The sequence below is a fragment of the Mycobacterium shunyiense genome (genome assembly GCF_058270075.1).
On sequence record NZ_JBZDPU010000008.1, the window covers coordinates 148905 to 166303 of the forward strand.

The window sequence follows — 17399 nt, forward strand, 5'->3', positions numbered from 1 at the left end:
GGACACTACCGAGTATGGATGAACTCGATAGCGCCGAGGCCACCCTCGACGTGCTGCAACGCGTGCTGAGCGGCATCACTGCGGACGATCTGTCCCGTCCGACACCGTGTCGCGAGTTCGACGTGGCGGGGCTGACGGACCACCTGCTGAACTCCATCACCCTGATCGGCTCTGCGGCCGATGCGCAGCTCCCCGAACGCAACCCAGACACCTCGGTGGAGGAGCAGGTGCTCAGCGCGGCGCGGCCGGCCGTGGCGGCTTGGCGCCGACGCGGAGTGGACGGCACCGTTCCGTTCGGTCCGGGGGAGGCCCCGGCGCGGATGATGGCCCGGATCCTGTCACTCGAATTCCTGGTGCACGCCTGTGATTACGCCGCGGCCACCGGACAGACGGTCGACGTGTCGGATGATCAACCGCAGCGTGTCCTGGAGTGGGCGCGCGGAATCATCACGCCCGACGGGCGGGTGCGCGCCGGCTTCGACGATCCGGTCGAGATCAGCGATGGGGCGCCGGTGCTGGACCAGCTGCTGGCCTTCACCGGCCGCCGGCCGCAGGGTTAGACGCGCTGCAGGTAGAAGTACAGGTAGCGAGCCGCCCCCGAAGTGGTGTCGACCGCGCCCTTGCCGTTCATGATGCCGACGACGGTGTTGTCGTCGACCACCTTGAAGTGGTCGTGCACGGGACGGCCGTCGTAGACCATGGTCGCGGTCACCTCGCCGCGGAACTCCTCCAGCCACAGGCTGGCCTCGCCGTTCATGGCCTCCGTGTTGGAGAACTTGTTGCCCTCGGCGTCCAGACACACGAGCGGCTGGGCCTCGGCGGCCGAGCGGAACGACTTGCCGAACCAGTTGAGCCGGTTCATGAATCCGTTGGCCTTGTGGCCGGTCTGGAATTCGCCGCCCTTCCACTCGCCGAGCATGAAGTCGATGCTCGCGGGCCGCAGCAGCGCCCAGAACGCGTCGAGTTCGGCGTCGGGGATCTGACCCTCGCGGCTGACGAATCCGTCGAACGTGCCGCGTACACCGTTCACTTCGTCTCTCCTGTCCGAGTCCCGGCGTCACCCGCGATCCAGCGCGTGGCGAATTCCAGGAAGGCGTCGTTCTCGTGCGGGGCTCCGATGGTGACCCGCACGCCGTCCTCACCGTACGGGCGCACGATGAGGCGGTTGTCGGCGGCCCTGGCCACGAAGTCCAGAGTGCGTTCGGCCAAAGGTAACCAGACGAAGTTGGCCTGCGACGGTGGGAGCGTGAATCCGGCTTCACGCAGGGCCGCGCTGACGCGGATGCGCTCGGCGACGACAGCGTCGGTGCGGGCCAGGAGTTCGTCGGCGGCCTCCAGCGAGGCGATGGCCGCGGCCTGGGACACGCTCGTGGCGCTGAAGGGCACGTAGACCTTGCCCAGGGCGGTCACGATCTCCGGATCGGCGACGGCGTACCCGACCCGCAGACCGGCCAGCCCGTAGGCCTTCGAGAAGGTGCGCAGAACAACGACATTGCGATGCGAGCGGACCAGACCGAGGCTGTCGGGCAGCAGCCCGTCGCGGATGTACTCCACGTAGGCCTCGTCGAGCACGATCAGGATGTCGTCGGGCACCGCCGCCACGAACCGGGCCAGCGCCTCGGGTTCGACGACGGTGGAAGTCGGGTTGTTCGGATTGCACACGAAGATCAGCCGGGTGCGGTCGGTGACCGCCGCGAGCATGGCGTCGAGATCGTGAGTCTCGTCACGCAACGGCACCGGCACGCCCGTCGCGCCGGCGGTGCGGATCTGCAGCGGATAGATCTCGAAACTGCGCCATCCGTACACGACTTCGTCGCCGGGAGCGGATGTGATTTGTATCAACTGCTGGCACAGGCTCACCGAACCGCAGCCGACGGCGATGTTCTCTGGCGCGAAACCCACGTGCTTGGCCAGATGTTCGCGCAGGTCAAGGTACCCGTTGTCGGGGTAGCGGTTGATGTTCTCGGTGGCTCGCACGATCGCCTCGCGCACGCTGGGAAGCGGCGGATGCACGGTTTCGTTGCTCGCGATCTTGATTGCGCCTGGAACTGTTTTGCCTGGTGCGTACGCCGGGAGGTCGGCCATTTCGGGGCGCAAACGGATACTCACTTGGCCAGAATAGGGGAGGCTGTGTACTGTGTGCCCTCGGCGGTTTCGGGCGACAGGACGGAGTCCGGTACCCTCACAGAAGTTCGAAGGAGGCGTGCCAGAGCGGCCGAATGGGACTCACTGCTAATGAGTTGTCCCCCTTACAGGGGACCGGAGGTTCAAATCCTCTCGCCTCCGCCACGGTTGACTTGTCAACCGCACAACTGAATAACGCTAGGCGCCCGTAGCTCAACGGATAGAGCATCTGACTACGGATCAGAAGGTTAGGGGTTCGAATCCCTTCGGGCGCACTCTGAAAAAGCGAGGCGTGGTCTGCGGACCGCGCCTCGCTTTTTTTCGTCGAGATCCACACCAGGGCTGTGCTTCTTGCGAGACAGCGACCCTGGCGTCGATCTCGGCGACTACAGGGGCTAAGCCTCAGTCGGAAGCGACGGCGGTGGCGATGTCGACCGCCATCTCGCGCAGAACGTCGTCGGTGACGAACTGACGCGCGCTCTGGCGGTCCAGCCGCAGCACGGAGACCAGTAGTTCGATGTGGCCGGCCACCTGGACCCGGGCGAGTTCGGGCGGCAGATGCAGCCCGTGCAACTCTGCGAGGAACCCGCGCAGCACGGTGACGCGATCGTTCATCCACGGTGACCGGCCGGTCACCGTGGATGTCGAGGACTTCAACTGCCCGATGTAGCGGCGCTTCCGCGGCTGCTCGAACGCGCCGTGGTGGGTCTGACGCGCCGATTCTGCGGGACGCGTGCGCGCGCGTACCCGGATGTCACCGTGTGGTGAAGCGCATCCGGTGAATGCCGCCGTGCGCATGACCTTGGCGGTTGCCATGGCGTGTCTGTGACCCATCGTTCCCGTACCTGCCGACAAAAGTTGTTTGCCAGTTAACTTTACGGGAACGTCTCAGGTTCAGCTCAGGTTCGAGGCCGGGGCCTCAGTTCCAGAGCACCGCGATCGCCGACGCGAGCAGGGGCAACACGCCCGCGGTGATGAAGAGTGCCATGACCGGTTGGCCGCCCGCTCGACGCTGCCGTGCCGTGCCGATGCCCAACACCGCACCGAGCGCCACCAGGATGACCAGCTTGGTGCCGATCTTGGGGTAGTTCAGCACGATGCCGGCGGGCCAGGGCGCGGCCAGTGCCATGCCGGTGACGAGCGACAGCACCATGCCGTAGGTCATCACCGGGGTGATCAGGAAGCGTCGGGCTGCGGCCTCGGCGATCCAGGCGCCGACCATGACTGCGAAACCGATGAGATGCGCATAAACAACTACGTTGCGTAGTAGATCCATGGTCGGAGTGTAAGCGGTACGAGATCCCGGGCTCACCGGTATCGGTCACGTAGGCTCGGCTGGCATGCGGCTGCTGCTGATCGCCGATACCCATGTCCCCAAGCGCGCCAAGGATCTGCCGGCTCAGGTGTGGGAGGAGGTGGACCAGGCGGATGTCGTTGTCCACGCCGGTGATTGGGTCGACCCCGCACTGCTCGACGCGCTCAGTTCACGCGCGGCGCACCTGATCGGCTGCTGGGGCAACAACGACGGGGCCGAGTTGCGCAGGCGACTACCCGAGCGTGCCGACGTGACGCTGGACGGGCTGCGATTCACCGTCGTGCACGAGACCGGTACGGCCACGGGTCGGGAGGCCCGGATGGCCCGCGACTATCCCGGTACCGACGTCCTGGTGTTCGGCCACAGTCACATCCCCTGGGATACCACCGCGAAAACCGGTCTGCGCCTGCTGAATCCGGGATCGCCGACGGACCGGCGTCGCCAGCCGTACTGCACATACATGACGGCTCGTATCGCCTCGGGCGTGTTGTCGGACGTCAGCCTGCACACGCTGGATCGGCCGTGATGCGGCTAGCTCGCCTCTCCCGCGCAGATTAGCTCTATGTGTTTGGTGGCCCAATCTCCGAGTGGTTCAAGGGATTCGAGTAGCTCCCGGCCCGCGGGCGTCATGGAGTACTCCACCCGCGGCGGAACCTCGTGATAGCTCTCCCGATGTACGACGCCGTGCCGCTGGAGTTCCTTGAGGTGCTGGGTCAGCATCTTCTGGGACACCCCGGGCAGGCTTCGGTGCAGTGCGTTGAATCGTTTCGGGCCTTCCTGCAGCTCCCAGAGGATCAGCGGTTTCCATTTGCCATCCACCACGGCGAATGCCGCATCGAGTCCGCAGGTGTACTTGCCCAGTTGGGCCATCGGAGATTCTCCCTGCTCAGGGCCAATAGTTTCGAAAAAGTAAGTATCCCACTTTTAAGTGGGTACTTGTCGGGTGGTCAGTGTCTCTCCAACGATGGTGGCATGACAACCACACGCCATACGATCAGTTTTCTCGGTCTCGGTGAGATGGGTTCAGCCCTGGCAGACACCGCCGTGAAGGCGGGCCACCCCACCGTCGTCTGGAACCGGACCGCTGCACGGACCGCTGCACTCGTCGAGGCAGGAGCCACCGCTGCGGCAGATCCGGCTGCGGCGCTCGACGCGGACGTGATCGTGGTCTGCCTGTTCGACCAGGCTTCGGTGCGTGAGGTTCTCGAACCCGTCGCGGACCTGCTGGCCGGCCGCCGTGTGGTGAACCTGACCACCACATCACCAAATGGTGCGCGCGAATTGGCTCGCTGGGTTGCTTCCCACGGTGCCGACTATCTGGACGGCGGCATCATGGCGACGCCGGAGATGATCGCGACGCCGCAGTCGGCGATCCTATACAGCGGCTCGGCCGCCTTGTTCGAAGACCATCGCGAGCTCTTCGAACTGTGGGGCAGCACTGAGTACTTCGGGGACGATGCGGGCATGGCGTCGCTGTATGACCTGGCGCTGCTGTCGGCCATGTACGTGATGTTTGCGGGATTCGCACACGGAGCCGCCATGGTGGGAGCGGCCGGAGTGCCTGCGAAGGAGTTCGCCGCCCGCACGGCCGCGTGGCTGCCGGCCCTGATGCCCGCGATCGCCGGGTACGCGACCGTGATCGACGGTGGCGACTACTCGGTACCCGGCCAGCAGAGTCTGCACTTCTCCGATCTCAGTGACATCGTCAACGCCAGCCGGGACCAGGGGATCAGTACCGAAGTCGTCGACATGGTGCAACGGCTGATCCACCGGCAGATCGACGCCGGCCACGGCAACGACGGCTTCGCCCGCATCATCGAGAGCATCAAGAACGGGGCGGCCGCATGACCACCACCGTCACCGTGCTCGGTCTCGGACCGATGGGCCAGGCGCTCGCGAGCGCGCTGGTGGCTGCGAAACACCGCACTACCGTGTGGAATCGGACAGCGGCCAAGGCCGACGCGCTCCGTGCCCGCGGCGCGCTGTGGGCCGACACACCCGCGCTGGCGGCCGCGGCCGGCGACCTCGTCCTGGTCAACGTCGTCGATCAGTCGGCCGCAGACGCGGTGCTGACTGCGGCAGGCGACGCACTCGCGGGCCGGGCGGTCATCGGATTGTCCTCAGATATCCCGGATACGGCGCAGCACACCGAGGACCTGGTGATCGCACGCGGCGGACGTTATCTGGACGGGGCCATCATGACGCCGACCGACACCATCGGAACCCGCAGCGCGAGCATTCTTCTCGCCGGGCCGCGCGACGTGTTCGACGCCCACCGGGAAGTGCTCGAGGCGTTGGCGACGGTCAGCTGGGTCGGCGCAGATGTGGGTCGGGCCGCGGCCTTCGACATGGCCCTGCTCGATGTGTTCTGGACCTCGGTCAGCGGGTTCGTGCATGCCCTCGCGATGGCGGGTGCGCATGGCATCCCACCCACCGAGTTGCTGCCGCACGCGAACAACATCGCCGCGATCCTGCCGCCGATCTTCGGCGAGATCGCCGAACGCGTCGAGGACGACCGTCACAGCGACGCCGGCGCCTCGGTGTCCTCGGTGGCCGCCTCGGTGCGGCACCTGATCGCTGCGTCGCAGGCGGCGGGTCTGGACGCAGGCGCGCTGGAAGCCTTCCGCGGTTACGTGGACGCGGCGGTCGACGCGGGGCACGGGGGAGACGAGATCAGCCGGATCATTCCGGCAAGCGTGACCGTGCCGTCAATCTGAAGTGGCAGGCTCGTCGGTATGGAGCAGAAGCCACCGGCCGCCGTCATCGACGCCGCCCACCGCGAGCACCTGATGAGCCTGCCTTTCGAGGACACGCGCGATTTCGACGACACCGACCGCGGTTTCATTGCCGCGCTCGACCCGTGTGTGGTGCGAGCGGCGGACGGAACTGTGGTGTGGGACAACGACGTCTATGCCTTCCTCGAAGGTGAGGCGCCGCCGTCGGTGCATCCGAGCCTCTGGCGCCAGTCGCAACTGTGCGCCAAGCAGGGCCTCTATGAGGTGGTCGAGGGCATCTATCAGGTGCGCGGGTTGGACATCTCGAACATCAGCTTCATCGAGGGCGATACCGGCGTCATCGTCATCGACCCGTTGATCTCCACCGAGGTGGCCGCGGCGGCCTTCGGTCTGTACCGCGAGCATCGCGGGGACCGGCCCGTGGTCGCGGTCATCTACACCCACAGCCACGGCGACCACTTCGGCGGAGTCCTCGGCGTCACCAACCAGGCCGACGTCGATGCGGGCAAGGTCGCGGTGCTGGCGCCCGAGGGATTCGTCGAACACGCGGTGCAGGAGAACGTCTACGCCGGCACCGCGATGACCCGTCGCGCCACCTACCAATACGGCGGGCGGCTGGACCGCGGGCCGCAAGGCCAGGTCGGGTGCGGGCTCGGCCAGAGCACGTCCACTGGCGAGGTCGCGATGATCGTCCCCACCATCGACATCTGCCGCACCGGTGAGACCCACACCATCGATGGCGTCGAGATCGAGTTCCAGATGGCGCCCGGGACCGAGGCGCCCGCCGAGATGCACTTCTACTTCCCGAAGTTCCGCGCGTTGTGCATGGCCGAGAACGCCACCCACAATCTCCACAATCTGCTGACCCTGCGCGGTGCTCTGGTACGTGATCCGCACGGCTGGGCCGGGTATCTCACCGAGGCCATCGACACCTTCGCCGACCGGACCGACGTCGTGTTCGCCTCGCACCACTGGCCCACATGGGGCCGGGAACGGATCGTGGAATTCCTTTCGCTGCAACGGGATCTGTACGCGTACCTGCACGATCAGACGTTGCGCCAGCTCAACCAGGGCTACACCGGCATCGAGATCGCCGAGCAGTTCCAGTTGCCGCCCGCGCTGGAGAGGGCCTGGCATGCCCGCGGTTACTACGGCTCGGTCAATCACAACGTCAAGGCGATCTACCAGCGCTACATGGGTTGGTTCGACGGCAACCCGGCCCGCCTGTGGCCACACCCGCCCGAAGCGCTGTCACCGCGCTACGTCGACGCGATTGGCGGCCCTGACCGGGTTGTCGAGCTGGCCGGCAAGGCCTTCGATGAAGGTGATTACCGCTGGGCGGCAACACTTCTGGATCATGTGATGTTCACCGATGCCGAGCACGCCGCGGCCCGCGCGCTCTATGCGGACACGCTGGAACAGCTCGCCTACGGTTCGGAGAACGCCACGTGGCGCAACTACTTCCTCTCCGGCGCTCTTGAGCTGCGTGAGGGCAAGTTCGGTACGGTCGGGCAGGTCACCGCGCCGACGATGCTGGCCCAGTTGAGTCCCGAGCAGATGTTCGACGTCCTCGCCATCAGCCTCAACGGGCCGCGGGCCTGGGATCTCGACCTGGCCGTCGACGTGACGTTCCTCGACACAGCGACGAACTACCGCGTGACGGTCCGCAACGGGGTGCTGGTCTACCGCAAGGCCGACGCCGACGCGGCGAGTGCGCTGACCACCGTGAAGCTGGCGAACAAGCTGCGACTGCTGGCCTTCGCCACCGGCGACGCCGCGTCACCGGGCCTCGAGGTCACCGGTGACACCGACGCCCTGCCGTCGCTGTTGGCCGCTCTGGACCGACCCGACCCGGACTTCAACATCGTCACGCCGTGAGGTGAACAGAACTTTACATATATAGACACGAGGTAAAAACTCGTAACTTGTATTGACAAGTTGCGGTGATGTGGACCACAGTGTCCGCATGGGAAAACACAGCTACGACGTCGTGGTCGTGGGTGCAGGCATCGTCGGCCTGGCGCACGCCTATCACGCGCATCAGCGGGGACTGAGCGTCGCCGTGGTCGATCACGCCGACGGTGTCGTCGGCGCGTCGGTCCAGAACTTCGGCCACGCCTGCATCACCGCGCAGTCCGGCGTCGCGCGGGATTACGCCCGCAACGGCCGGCAACACTGGCTCGACCTGTCCCGCAAGGCGGGGTTCTGGTCGGCCGAGTCGGGTACGTTCTGCGTCGCCCGCCACGACGACGAGCTCGCGGTGATGGATGAGTTCGCCACCACCCGCGAGGACGGCGAGGTGCGCCTACTGAGCCGCGAGCTGCTCCTCGAGAAGATCCCGGTGGTGCCGACCGATGTCACCGGCGGCATGTACCTGCCGAATGATCTACAGGTCGATCCGCGTACCGCCGCCCCGTCGATCGCTCGGTGGCTCGAATCCGAGGGCGTCGACTTCCATTGGCGTACCGCGGCTTCGGGGTTCGAACCCGGCGTGGTGCACACCCCGCGCGGGCCGCTGCATGCGGGCACGACGTTCGTCACCGTCAACTACGACGTCGACCGGTTGTTCCCCGAGCTGGCCGAACGTGACGGCCTGCTGCGCTGCCGGCTCCACATGCTGCGGGCTCGGCTGCCGCTGGCCTTCGCGCTGCCCGCACCACTGTTCACCGGCTGGTCGCTGCTGAGATACTCCGGATTCGAGGGGCTCCCGAGCACGCCGGCCGTCGCCGATCGGTTGCGCGCCGAGCACCCCGACTACCTCGCGATCGACCTGCATCAGATGTACACCCCGCAGCCCGACGGCTCACTGCTGATCGGCGACACCCACTATCGCGACATCTCCGCACCTCCGTTCCAGTCCGAAGAGGGATTTGCCGTCCTGCTCGACGAGGCCCGGAAACTGTTCGGCGTCAATGACATCGAGGTGACCGAGCGCTGGCAGGGCGTATACACCTCGGCGCCCGGGCAGGAGTTCCTGATCGAGCAGCCCATCGAGGGCACCCACGTCGTCACCGTCACCACCGGTATCGGCATGACCACCAGCATGGGCCTGGCCCACGCCGGCGTCTGCAACGCGCTGGACCGGCTCGCCGCCACCGTCTGAACGATCCAAACCGAAGGGATAAACCAATGGGTACCAAAGCAACTGATCCGATCAGCCTCGTCGTCTTCGACATGGCCGGCACCACCGTCGAGGACAGCGGGCTGGTTCAGCAGTCGTTCCTGGCCGCCGACAGTCATGCGGGTCTGTCGAAGACCGACGCCGACCGTGAGGAGATGCTGCGCTACGTCTCCGACACCATGGGCCAGTCCAAGATCGTGGTCTTCCGGCACCTGGCCAAGGGCAACGAGGAACAGGCGCAGGCCGCCAACAAGGAGTTCGAACGCTGCTACGCCCAGCTGGTCTCCGAGGGTAACTGCAGCCCGATCCCCGGTGCTGAAGATGTCATTACATCTTTGCGCTCCAGTGGTATCAAGACCGCGCTGACCACCGGGTTCGCCCATGAGACCCAGTCGGCCATCATCAATGCCCTGGGCTGGCACAACTTGGCCGACGTGGTGCTGTGTCCGTCCCCGGGCGTCCGCGGCCGGCCGTACCCGGACATGCCGCTGACCGCGCTGATGCAGACCGAAACCGATTCGGTGCGTTCGATGATCGTGCTGGGCGACTCCTCCTCGGACGTCATCAGTGGGCTGCGTGCCGGCGCGCGAGCCTCGATCGGCGTGCTGACCGGAGCCCACAACCGGGCTCAGCTGTCCGAGGCCGGCGCCACCCACATCCTCGACAGCGTCGCCGATCTCCCCGCTCTGGTGGCAGCCCTCCGGTAGTCCGCCACCCTCCACCGCCCCCGCGGCGGTCGGTCGCAGGCCGCGCCTCCCGACCGCCGCGCCCCCTCTGCACCGTTCTCGCAAGAGAAACCTGCCTTTGACGTTCGGCCACACTCGTTCGGCAATCTGCCCCGGCCCGTCAGCACACCGCATGCCTGCAGCACGCCCACCAGAGGTGCAATCTCATGACCCAAACCGCGATTCCCGCTCCTACCACGATCGTTCCGCGCTACAAGCGCTGGCGGTTCCAGATCTTCGCCGTCACCTGGATCGCTTACGCCGGTTTCTATTTCACCCGGCAGGCCTTTTCTGTCGCCAAGCTCGGCATCCTCGAAGACCCGATCCTGAGCACGCACCTGACCAAGAGCACCCTGGCCAACCTCGATGCCGCCTACCTCGCGGCGTATGCGGCCGGGCAGTTCGTCTGGGGGCAGGTTTCCGACCGCTTCGGCCCGCGGGTGGTCATTCTCGGCGGTCTCGCGATATCGGCGATCGCCACCGTCTTCATGGGGCTGTTGCCCGCGCTGGTGTTCCTGCTGCCGCTGATGATCGTGCAGGGCCTGGCCCAGTCCACCGGCTGGTCCCCGACGCTGAGCAACATGGCCCAGTTCTTCTCGATCGGAGAACGGGGTCGGGTTCTCGGATTGTGGAGCACCAATTACGCATTCGGTGGCCTGGTGGCCGCACCGATTCTGGGTTGGGCCGCCTACGACGTGTTCGGCACCTGGCGGGCGGCGTTCTTCACCGGGGCGGCCATCGTGGTCGGGGTGTTCGTGCTCGTGCTGCTGTTCCAGCGCAACCGGCCGCAGGATGTCGGGTTGCCGCCGATCGAGGAGTACCGCGCTGCCCAGGATGCCCGGGAGGGCGTCGAACTCGACGAGTCGCCCGAGGCCGAGGCGGTCGCCGAACCGACCCCGTCGTGGCGGGAGTCGCTGAAGGTGGTGCTGAGTGACAGTATGGTGAGAACCCTTGGCGCGTCGTACTTCCTGCTCAAGCCCGCCCGCTACGCGATCCTGCTGTGGGGGCCGGTGATCGTCGCGGAGCGTCTGGTCGACGGTGACAAATTCCAGGCCGTGACCATCCCGGTGGCGTTCGGTGTGGCGGGCGTGATCGCCCCGATCCTGCTCGGCCGGATCTCCGACCGCGTGTTCAGTGCGCGACGCGTGCCCGCCTGTGTGATCAGTCTAGGGATCCTGGTGGCGGTGCTCGCGCTGTTCGGTCCGCTGACCGCGACCGGCAGTGCCTGGGTCATGGTGGTGGTGCTCGGGCTGATCGGCCTGAGCGTGTACGGCGCCGACGCGATGATCTCCTGTGTCGCCGCGGTCGACTTCGGCACTTCCAAGCACGCCGGCACCGCGGCCGGTTTCATCAACTGTTGCGGTTCGGTCGGCGCGATCCTCGGTGGGCTGCTGCCCGGTTACGTGAGCACCTCGACGCTGTTCTACGGATTCGCCGGCGCCGCACTGCTGTCCGCGTTGCTGCTCATCCCGCACTGGAATCGGATGCCCGCCGCGGACTGATTCCCGCGAGCAGACGTGAACGCACCCCAAATCACCCGGTTTGGGGTGCGTTCACGTCTGTTCGGCGGAGGAAAACTTGGTGCGGGCGTTGACGATGCTGAATGTGACGACGTCGGGCCGGTAGCGGTCGTCGGCGCACTCGAAGACGACGCCGTGCTGGTCCCGCGAGACTCGTCGCTCCCGCAACAACGGACTGCCCGGCGCGATCCCGAGATTCGCGGCGTCGTCCGGTCCGGCGGCGACCGCGTCGAGCACGTGTTCCATCGAGTCGAAGTACACGCCACGGCTGGCCAGATAGTCGGTCATCGACCCGGAGTCGGTATCGAACTCGAACAGCAGGGAACCCACGGATTCGATGAAGGTGCTGCGCTCGATCATCGCCGGTTCGCCGTCGAGCAGGCGGACACGCAACACCTCGACCACGAAGTCGTCGGCCGTCAAACCCAATGCCTCGATGGCGGTTTCGGAGGCACGGCGGCGCGCCACCTCGATCGTGCGGTTGCCCGCGACGCGCCCGGCACGCTCGGCCCACTGGGTGAACGGCGTGAACGTGTCCAGGGTCTGGGTGGCGTCATGACTGCGGACCACCGCCGGCTTGCCCCGCGAGACCCGGATCAGGCCCTCGTTCTTCAGCGTCGCGAGAGCCTGGCGCACCGGACCGCGCGACACGTCGAACTCGGCGCACAGCGCGCTCTCGGTGGGTAGGGGCGCTCCGATGGCGTAGTCGCGGCGTCTGATGCGCTGACGCAGTTCGGAGGCGACGTGCTCGTGGCGCGAAACGGGCCCCGCCATCCGCATCACCTTCCGGTCAGGGTGTCATGACAAGTTTGCTACCCGCGCTACATTACCGCGCCCTGCTCAGGGCAGGCCGCCGTCTACCCGCAGGATCGATCCCGTGGTGAAGCTGGACGCATCAGACATCAGAAACAGTGCAGCCCCGACGATCTCGGGAGGGTTGCCGGCCCGCTGCAGGGCGAGGTGGGCGAACGGCTCGCCGGCCATGTCCCAGGCCTTGCTGACATCGGTGAGGAACGGCCCGGCCATCAGGGTGTTGACCCGCACGGTCGGACCGAACGCCTTGGCCAGCCCTTCGGTCATGGCGTTGAGCCCGGCCTTGGCCGCGGCGTAGGGGAGCATGTACTGGTCGGGCCGTAGCGAGCCGGATGAGCTGACGTTGATGATCGTGCCGCCGCCGTCGGCAACCATGCGTTCACCGAGCAGGGCCGAAAGCCGGAACGGCCCTTTGAGATTCAGGTTGAACACCGAGTCGAAGAGTTTCTCGCTGACCGAGCCCAGCGACTCGTACAGCGGTGACATGCCGGCGTTGTTGACCAACACGTCGACCTTGCCGAACCGCTCATACACCGCGTCCACCAGACCGTCGAGCTGGTCCCACCGGCCCACGTGCACCTGATAGGGCAGGGCAGCGCGACCGGTGGCCGCGCTGATCTCCTCCGCGGTGGTCACACATGAGTCCAGGTTGCGGCTGGCGATCACCACGTCGGCGCCGCACCGCGCGGCTCCCATCGCGATCTCGCGGCCCAGCCCGCGGCTGCCGCCGGTGACCAGGACCACCCGGTCGGTGAGGTCGAACAACTCGTCGGCATATCCCATGTGATGACCCTCTCCGGCCGGCTTACACCGCGGCCCTATGGTGACACGGTGCAACTGCTTCTGGTCCGACATGCTTTACCGCTGCGCAGCGAGCCCGGTCAAGGGTCCGATCCCGACCTGTCCGAAGAAGGCATCGCCCAGGCGCAGCGGCTGCCCGCCGCCCTGGCTCGCTTTCCCGTCAGCCGGCTCGTCAGCAGCCCGCAGCGGCGTGCGATCCAGACCGCGGGACCGGTCGCCAAGGAGCTGGGCCTGCAGGTCGAGGTCGACGAGCGGCTCGCCGAGTACGACCGCGACATGTCGCACTATGTGCCGATCGAGGAGATCGCCAAGGAGAACCCCGAGGAGCTGGCGCGGTTGGTGAACGGTCACCTGCCCAGCAGCGTGGACGAGAACGCGTTCATGGCCAGGATCGGCGCCGCGGTCGAGGACCTGGTGGAGGCCGGTGACCATGACGGCACCGTCGCGGTGTTCAGCCACGGTGGGGTGATCAACGTGCTGCTGCACCAGATCCTGCAGACCCAGCGGCTGCTGTCGTTCCACGTCGACTACGCCTCGGTCACCCGGCTGCTGTCGTCGCGCTCCGGCAAGCTGGCCGTCGCCTCGGTCAACGGGACCGAACACGTATGGGACCTGCTGCCTCGAAATGTCCGGTGGTAAACAGTGACGGTGACAAATCTGGAGGGTCTCGACCTCAGCGCCCTGGACCGGCATCTGCGCTCGGAGGGCATCGCCCGCAGCGGTGAACTCCGCGCCGAGCTGATCGCCGGTGGCCGTTCCAACCTGACGTTCCGGGTGTGCGACGACGAGTCCGCCTGGGTGCTGCGCCGTCCGCCGCTGCACGGTCTGACCCCGTCCGCACATGACATGGCCCGCGAGTACAAGGTGGTGGCGGGGCTGGCCGGCACCGCGGTACCGGTCGCCCGGGCAGTGACGATGAGCAATGACGACTCCGTGTTGGGTGCTCCGTTCCAGATGGTCGAGAACGTGGACGGCAGGGTGGTCCGCAGCGCATCTGAGCTTGCCGAGCTGGGTGACGAGACCGTGATCAGCGACAGCGTCGACGCCCTGATCCGCGTGTTGGCCGACCTGCACGCGGTGGATCCCGAGGCCGTCGGTCTCGGCGATTTCGGCAAGCCCGCCGGCTACCTGGAACGGCAGGTACGTCGCTGGGGTTCGCAGTGGGACCTGGTCCGGCTGCCCGACGACCCCCGCGACGACGACGTCAAGCGCCTGCATCAGGCCCTGGCGGATTCGGTTCCGGCCCAGAGCCGCAACTCGATCGTGCACGGTGACTACCGCATCGACAACACGATCCTGGACGCGCAGGATCCGACGAAGGTCCTCGCGGTGCTCGACTGGGAGCTCTCCACGCTGGGCGACCCGCTGAGCGACGCCGCGCTGATGTGCGTGTACCGCGACCCGATGTTCAACCTGATCCTGAGCATGGAAGCGGCGTGGAGTTCACCGCAGATGCCGTCGGCCGACGAGTTGGCCAACCGCTACTCGGTGCAGTCCGGCCAGGACCTGGCGCACTGGGACTTCTACATGGCGCTGGCGTACTTCAAGGCAGCGATCATCGCCGCGGGTATCGACTTCCGTGCACGCCAAGGCTCTGAGGCGCCCGGCGGTTCGAGTGTCGGCGAGGCGGTGGCCCCGGCGATCGCCTCGGGCCTACGCGCTATCGGCTGACGAGTCAGTCGCGCTGCGCGGCCTTGAAGTTCTTCTTGGCCGTGCGGCGCAACTGGAAGATTCGCGCCGATCCGGCGGCGACGGTCAGCAATCCGCCGGCCACCGCAGCGCCCAGGATGGCCACGCCTGTCGGCAGCGACCAGTGCCAGGCCAGGAACGTCATCGGGACCGGCTCGGTGTTCTGCGCGATGAAGATCAGCAGCACGATGAGCACCAGGAAACCCAGGATCAATGCTGACCACAGGGCCCCGGCGCGGGTCAGTTTGGGCTCGGCGGCCTTACCTGACTTGGCGGGGGGCTTGCCGGCATCGGGGACTTTGCCTGGGTCAGGAGTCGGTGTCACCGGAACATTCGGCGTCGGCTCAGGCAGATCGGGCGATGCAGACGGATCGCTGGTCATACTGACATCTTTGCCCGTCATGGCGGCAAAGCAAACACCATGAGGTAAAGCGCGGCGGCATGTCGGGTGTGCCGTTAGGGTCGTCAGAGGCTGATCGTCCCGCCGCCGTCGCCGAAAGGATGCGCCTGTGCAGCGCAAAACCCTGGCAATCACGATGACCCTGCTCGCCCTGATCGTTCCGCTGGCGGTGGCCTGCGGAAGCTCCAATCCGCTGGGCGGCGGGCCGATCTCGGGTGACCTGAAGTCGATCACCGTCGGGTCGGCCGACTTCCCGGAGTCCAAGATCATCGCCGAGATCTATGCCCAGGCTCTGGAGGCCAATGACTTTCAGATCCGCCGGCAGTTCGGTATCGGTAGCCGCGAGACGTATGTGCCTGCGGTGCAGGACCACTCGATCGATCTGATCCCCGAGTACACCGGGAATCTCCTGCAGTATTTCGATGCCCAGGCCACTGCCACCACTCCGGACCAGGTGCTGATCGCGCTGTTCAAGGCCTTGCCGGGCGACCTGTCGATCCTGTATCCGTCACCGGCTGAAGACAAGGACACCCTCGCGGTCACCGCCGAGACCGCCCAGCGTTGGAACCTGAAGACCGTTGCCGATCTGGCTGCGCATTCGCCTGAGGTGAAAGTCGGTGCACCATCGGAGTTTCAAACCCGTCAGACCGGACTGGTCGGCCTGAAGTCCCGGTATGGGCTGGACATCGCGCCCGTCAATTTCGTCGCGATCAGTGACGGTGGCGGTCCGGCCACCGTTCAAGCCCTCAACAGTGGCGCCGTCACGGCCGCCAACATCTTCAGCACTTCACCGGCGATCGAGCAGTACCACCTGGTGCCTCTGGGGGATCCCGAGAACGTCTTCCTGGCCGCCAATGTCGTTCCACTGGTGGCCTCGCAGAAGATGTCGAATGAACTCAAGACCGTGCTCGACGCGGTGTCGGCCAAGCTCACCACCGAGGCCCTGATCGAGTTGAACACCGCGGTCGAGGGCAATGCCGGCGTCGATCCGGACGAGGCGGCGGAAAAGTGGATCAGGGACAACGGATTCGATCGGCGGGTGATCAAATGATCACCTTCGAGAACGTCACCAAGCAGTACCCGGACGGCACGGTCGCCGTCGACAATCTCAATCTGGAAGTGCCGCAAGGCACGCTGACGGTGTTCGTCGGTCCGTCGGGCTGCGGTAAGACCACCTCGATGCGGATGATCAATCGGATGATCGACCCCACCTCGGGCACCATCACCGTCAACGGGGACGACATCAGCACGGTCGATCCGGTCAAGCTGCGTCTCGGCATCGGCTACGTCATCCAGAGCGCCGGCCTGATGCCCCATCTGCGGGTGGTCGACAACGTCGCGACCGTGCCCGTGCTGCGGGGCGAATCCCGGCGCAAGGCCCGCAAGGCCGCGATCGGCGTGATGGAACGGGTGGGGCTCGACCCGAAACTTGCCGACCGGTATCCGGCACAACTGTCCGGCGGGCAGCAGCAGCGGGTCGGGGTGGCCCGCGCGTTGGCCGCCGACCCGCCGATCCTGTTGATGGACGAGCCGTTCAGTGCGGTGGACCCGGTGGTCCGCGAGGACCTGCAGGCCGAAATCCTGCGATTACAAAGCGAATTGCGCAAGACGATCGTGTTCGTCACGCACGACATCGACGAGGCGGTCAAGCTCGGGGACAAGGTCGCGGTGTTCGGCCGCGGCGGGGCGCTACTGCAATACGCCGATCCTGCCTTTGTGCTGTCGAATCCGGCCAACGAACTCGTATCGGCGTTCGTCGGTGCCGACCGTGGCTACCGCGGACTGCAGTTCTTTCACGCGAGCGGACTGCCATTGCACGAGATCGAACACATCGACGAGGACGACATCGACGCGCTCGACCTGAGCCCGGGTCAGTGGCGGCTGGTCATCAAATCAGGCAAGCCGTTCGCGTGGATCAATGCCGACGGGGTCGAGGTGCATCGCAAGGGCAATGAGCTCTACGACAGCACCATCGGCGGCGGGTCGTTCTTTCCGCCCGACGGCACCCTGCGGCAGGCGCTGGACTCCGCGCTTTCGTCACCGAGCGGTCTCGGTGTCGCGGTCGACGAGGAAGGCCGGCTCCTCGGGGGTGTGCGCGCCGACGACGTGCTCGACGCGCTCAAGGAGCAGCGCCGCGTCCCGGAGTTGGGGTAGCC

At 66.3% G+C, this 17399-nt stretch carries 20 protein-coding genes and 2 tRNA genes; 14 read left to right on the forward strand and 8 right to left on the reverse strand.

Annotated elements, in window-relative coordinates:
- The first annotated feature begins 14 nt into the window (after positions 1-14).
- Complete coding sequence (locus AC4ELH_RS07480; RefSeq protein ID WP_498883717.1) at positions 15-560, forward strand: TIGR03086 family metal-binding protein; 546 nt, start codon at positions 15-17, stop codon at positions 558-560.
- Here the strand turns inward: AC4ELH_RS07480 and AC4ELH_RS07485 are convergent.
- Together AC4ELH_RS07485 and hisC are read right to left on the reverse strand one after the other, a co-directional pair.
- A complete protein-coding gene (locus tag AC4ELH_RS07485; RefSeq protein ID WP_498883719.1) occupies positions 557-1030 on the reverse strand; it encodes a DUF4334 domain-containing protein in 474 nt (157 codons plus the stop codon). The genes AC4ELH_RS07480 and AC4ELH_RS07485 overlap by 4 nt on opposite strands.
- Entirely contained in the window at positions 1027-2109 is a 1083-nt protein-coding gene (hisC, locus tag AC4ELH_RS07490) for a histidinol-phosphate transaminase (protein WP_498883721.1), read from the reverse strand. The genes AC4ELH_RS07485 and hisC overlap by 4 nt, the downstream gene beginning before the upstream one ends.
- 88 nt (positions 2110-2197) lie before the next feature.
- Between hisC and AC4ELH_RS07495 the strand changes: the two genes are divergently transcribed.
- Both AC4ELH_RS07495 and AC4ELH_RS07500 read left to right on the forward strand, forming a co-directional pair.
- Positions 2198-2289: transfer RNA gene (locus AC4ELH_RS07495), tRNA-Ser, on the forward strand.
- A gap of 37 nt (positions 2290-2326) precedes the next feature.
- A tRNA-Arg gene (locus AC4ELH_RS07500) sits at positions 2327-2399 on the forward strand.
- 127 nt (positions 2400-2526) lie between these two features.
- On the opposite strand, the gene AC4ELH_RS07505 is transcribed toward AC4ELH_RS07500, so the two are convergent.
- Both AC4ELH_RS07505 and AC4ELH_RS07510 read right to left on the reverse strand, forming a co-directional pair.
- The gene (locus tag AC4ELH_RS07505) at positions 2527-2940 is read right to left on the reverse strand and encodes a hypothetical protein (RefSeq protein WP_498883723.1); all 414 of its coding nucleotides are present in this window, start codon (positions 2938-2940) and stop codon (positions 2527-2529) included.
- Positions 2941-3043: 103 nt separating this feature from the next.
- Positions 3044-3400, reverse strand: a complete 357-nt coding sequence (locus tag AC4ELH_RS07510; protein WP_463791939.1) for a Fe-S protein — start codon at positions 3398-3400, stop codon at positions 3044-3046.
- 64 nt (positions 3401-3464) lie between these two features.
- Here AC4ELH_RS07510 and AC4ELH_RS07515 point away from each other — a divergent pair, with 64 nt between their 5' ends.
- Positions 3465-3965, forward strand: a complete 501-nt coding sequence (locus tag AC4ELH_RS07515) for a metallophosphoesterase family protein (protein WP_498883726.1) — start codon at positions 3465-3467, stop codon at positions 3963-3965.
- Between the two features lie 5 nt (positions 3966-3970).
- On the opposite strand, the gene AC4ELH_RS07520 is transcribed toward AC4ELH_RS07515, so the two are convergent.
- Positions 3971-4309: a winged helix-turn-helix transcriptional regulator gene (locus tag AC4ELH_RS07520; protein ID WP_064885853.1), complete on the reverse strand. Its 339-nt coding sequence runs from the start codon at positions 4307-4309 to the stop codon at positions 3971-3973.
- A gap of 102 nt (positions 4310-4411) precedes the next feature.
- On the opposite strand from AC4ELH_RS07520, the gene AC4ELH_RS07525 reads away from it, so the two are divergent.
- From AC4ELH_RS07525 to AC4ELH_RS07550, 6 genes are all read left to right on the forward strand, one after another.
- A complete protein-coding gene (locus AC4ELH_RS07525) occupies positions 4412-5287 on the forward strand; it encodes an NAD(P)-dependent oxidoreductase (protein ID WP_498883728.1) in 876 nt (291 codons plus the stop codon).
- Positions 5284-6156, forward strand: coding sequence for an NAD(P)-dependent oxidoreductase (locus AC4ELH_RS07530; protein WP_498883730.1), 873 nt, complete (start codon positions 5284-5286; stop codon positions 6154-6156). Before AC4ELH_RS07525 ends, AC4ELH_RS07530 begins: the two co-directional genes overlap by 4 nt.
- Positions 6157-6174: 18 nt before the next feature.
- Positions 6175-8052 (forward strand): alkyl/aryl-sulfatase, encoded by a 1878-nt coding sequence (locus AC4ELH_RS07535; protein ID WP_498883732.1) that lies wholly within the window; start codon positions 6175-6177, stop codon positions 8050-8052.
- 88 nt (positions 8053-8140) lie between these two features.
- Positions 8141-9277: a TIGR03364 family FAD-dependent oxidoreductase gene (locus AC4ELH_RS07540; RefSeq protein ID WP_498883734.1), complete on the forward strand. Its 1137-nt coding sequence runs from the start codon at positions 8141-8143 to the stop codon at positions 9275-9277.
- A 26-nt stretch (positions 9278-9303) separates the two neighbouring features.
- A complete protein-coding gene (locus AC4ELH_RS07545; protein ID WP_064885845.1) occupies positions 9304-10002 on the forward strand; it encodes a phosphonatase-like hydrolase in 699 nt (232 codons plus the stop codon).
- 185 nt (positions 10003-10187) lie between these two features.
- Positions 10188-11522 carry an MFS transporter gene (locus AC4ELH_RS07550; RefSeq protein WP_498883736.1) on the forward strand — a complete coding sequence of 445 codons (1335 nt, stop codon included), beginning with the start codon at positions 10188-10190 and terminating at the stop codon, positions 11520-11522.
- A 51-nt stretch (positions 11523-11573) separates the two neighbouring features.
- Here AC4ELH_RS07550 and AC4ELH_RS07555 read toward each other — a convergent pair whose 3' ends face one another.
- Positions 11574-12320, reverse strand: a complete 747-nt coding sequence (locus AC4ELH_RS07555) for a GntR family transcriptional regulator (RefSeq protein WP_413784931.1) — start codon at positions 12318-12320, stop codon at positions 11574-11576.
- 60 nt (positions 12321-12380) lie between these two features.
- Entirely contained in the window at positions 12381-13136 is a 756-nt protein-coding gene (locus tag AC4ELH_RS07560; RefSeq protein ID WP_064885840.1) for an SDR family NAD(P)-dependent oxidoreductase, read from the reverse strand.
- Between the two features lie 48 nt (positions 13137-13184).
- Between AC4ELH_RS07560 and AC4ELH_RS07565 the strand changes: the two genes are divergently transcribed.
- Both AC4ELH_RS07565 and AC4ELH_RS07570 read left to right on the forward strand, forming a co-directional pair.
- Positions 13185-13793 carry a histidine phosphatase family protein gene (locus AC4ELH_RS07565; RefSeq protein WP_064885899.1) on the forward strand — a complete coding sequence of 203 codons (609 nt, stop codon included), beginning with the start codon at positions 13185-13187 and terminating at the stop codon, positions 13791-13793.
- A 9-nt stretch (positions 13794-13802) separates the two neighbouring features.
- Entirely contained in the window at positions 13803-14825 is a 1023-nt protein-coding gene (locus tag AC4ELH_RS07570) for a phosphotransferase family protein (RefSeq protein ID WP_448446234.1), read from the forward strand.
- Between the two features lie 4 nt (positions 14826-14829).
- On the opposite strand, the gene AC4ELH_RS07575 is transcribed toward AC4ELH_RS07570, so the two are convergent.
- Entirely contained in the window at positions 14830-15225 is a 396-nt protein-coding gene (locus AC4ELH_RS07575; protein ID WP_064957315.1) for a LapA family protein, read from the reverse strand.
- A gap of 154 nt (positions 15226-15379) precedes the next feature.
- On the opposite strand from AC4ELH_RS07575, the gene AC4ELH_RS07580 reads away from it, so the two are divergent.
- The gene (locus AC4ELH_RS07580; RefSeq protein ID WP_498884097.1) at positions 15380-16294 is read left to right on the forward strand and encodes an ABC transporter substrate-binding protein; all 915 of its coding nucleotides are present in this window, start codon (positions 15380-15382) and stop codon (positions 16292-16294) included.
- A complete protein-coding gene (locus AC4ELH_RS07585) occupies positions 16291-17397 on the forward strand; it encodes an ABC transporter ATP-binding protein (protein WP_448446237.1) in 1107 nt (368 codons plus the stop codon). The genes AC4ELH_RS07580 and AC4ELH_RS07585 overlap by 4 nt, the downstream gene beginning before the upstream one ends.
- Positions 17398-17399 lie beyond the last annotated feature (2 nt).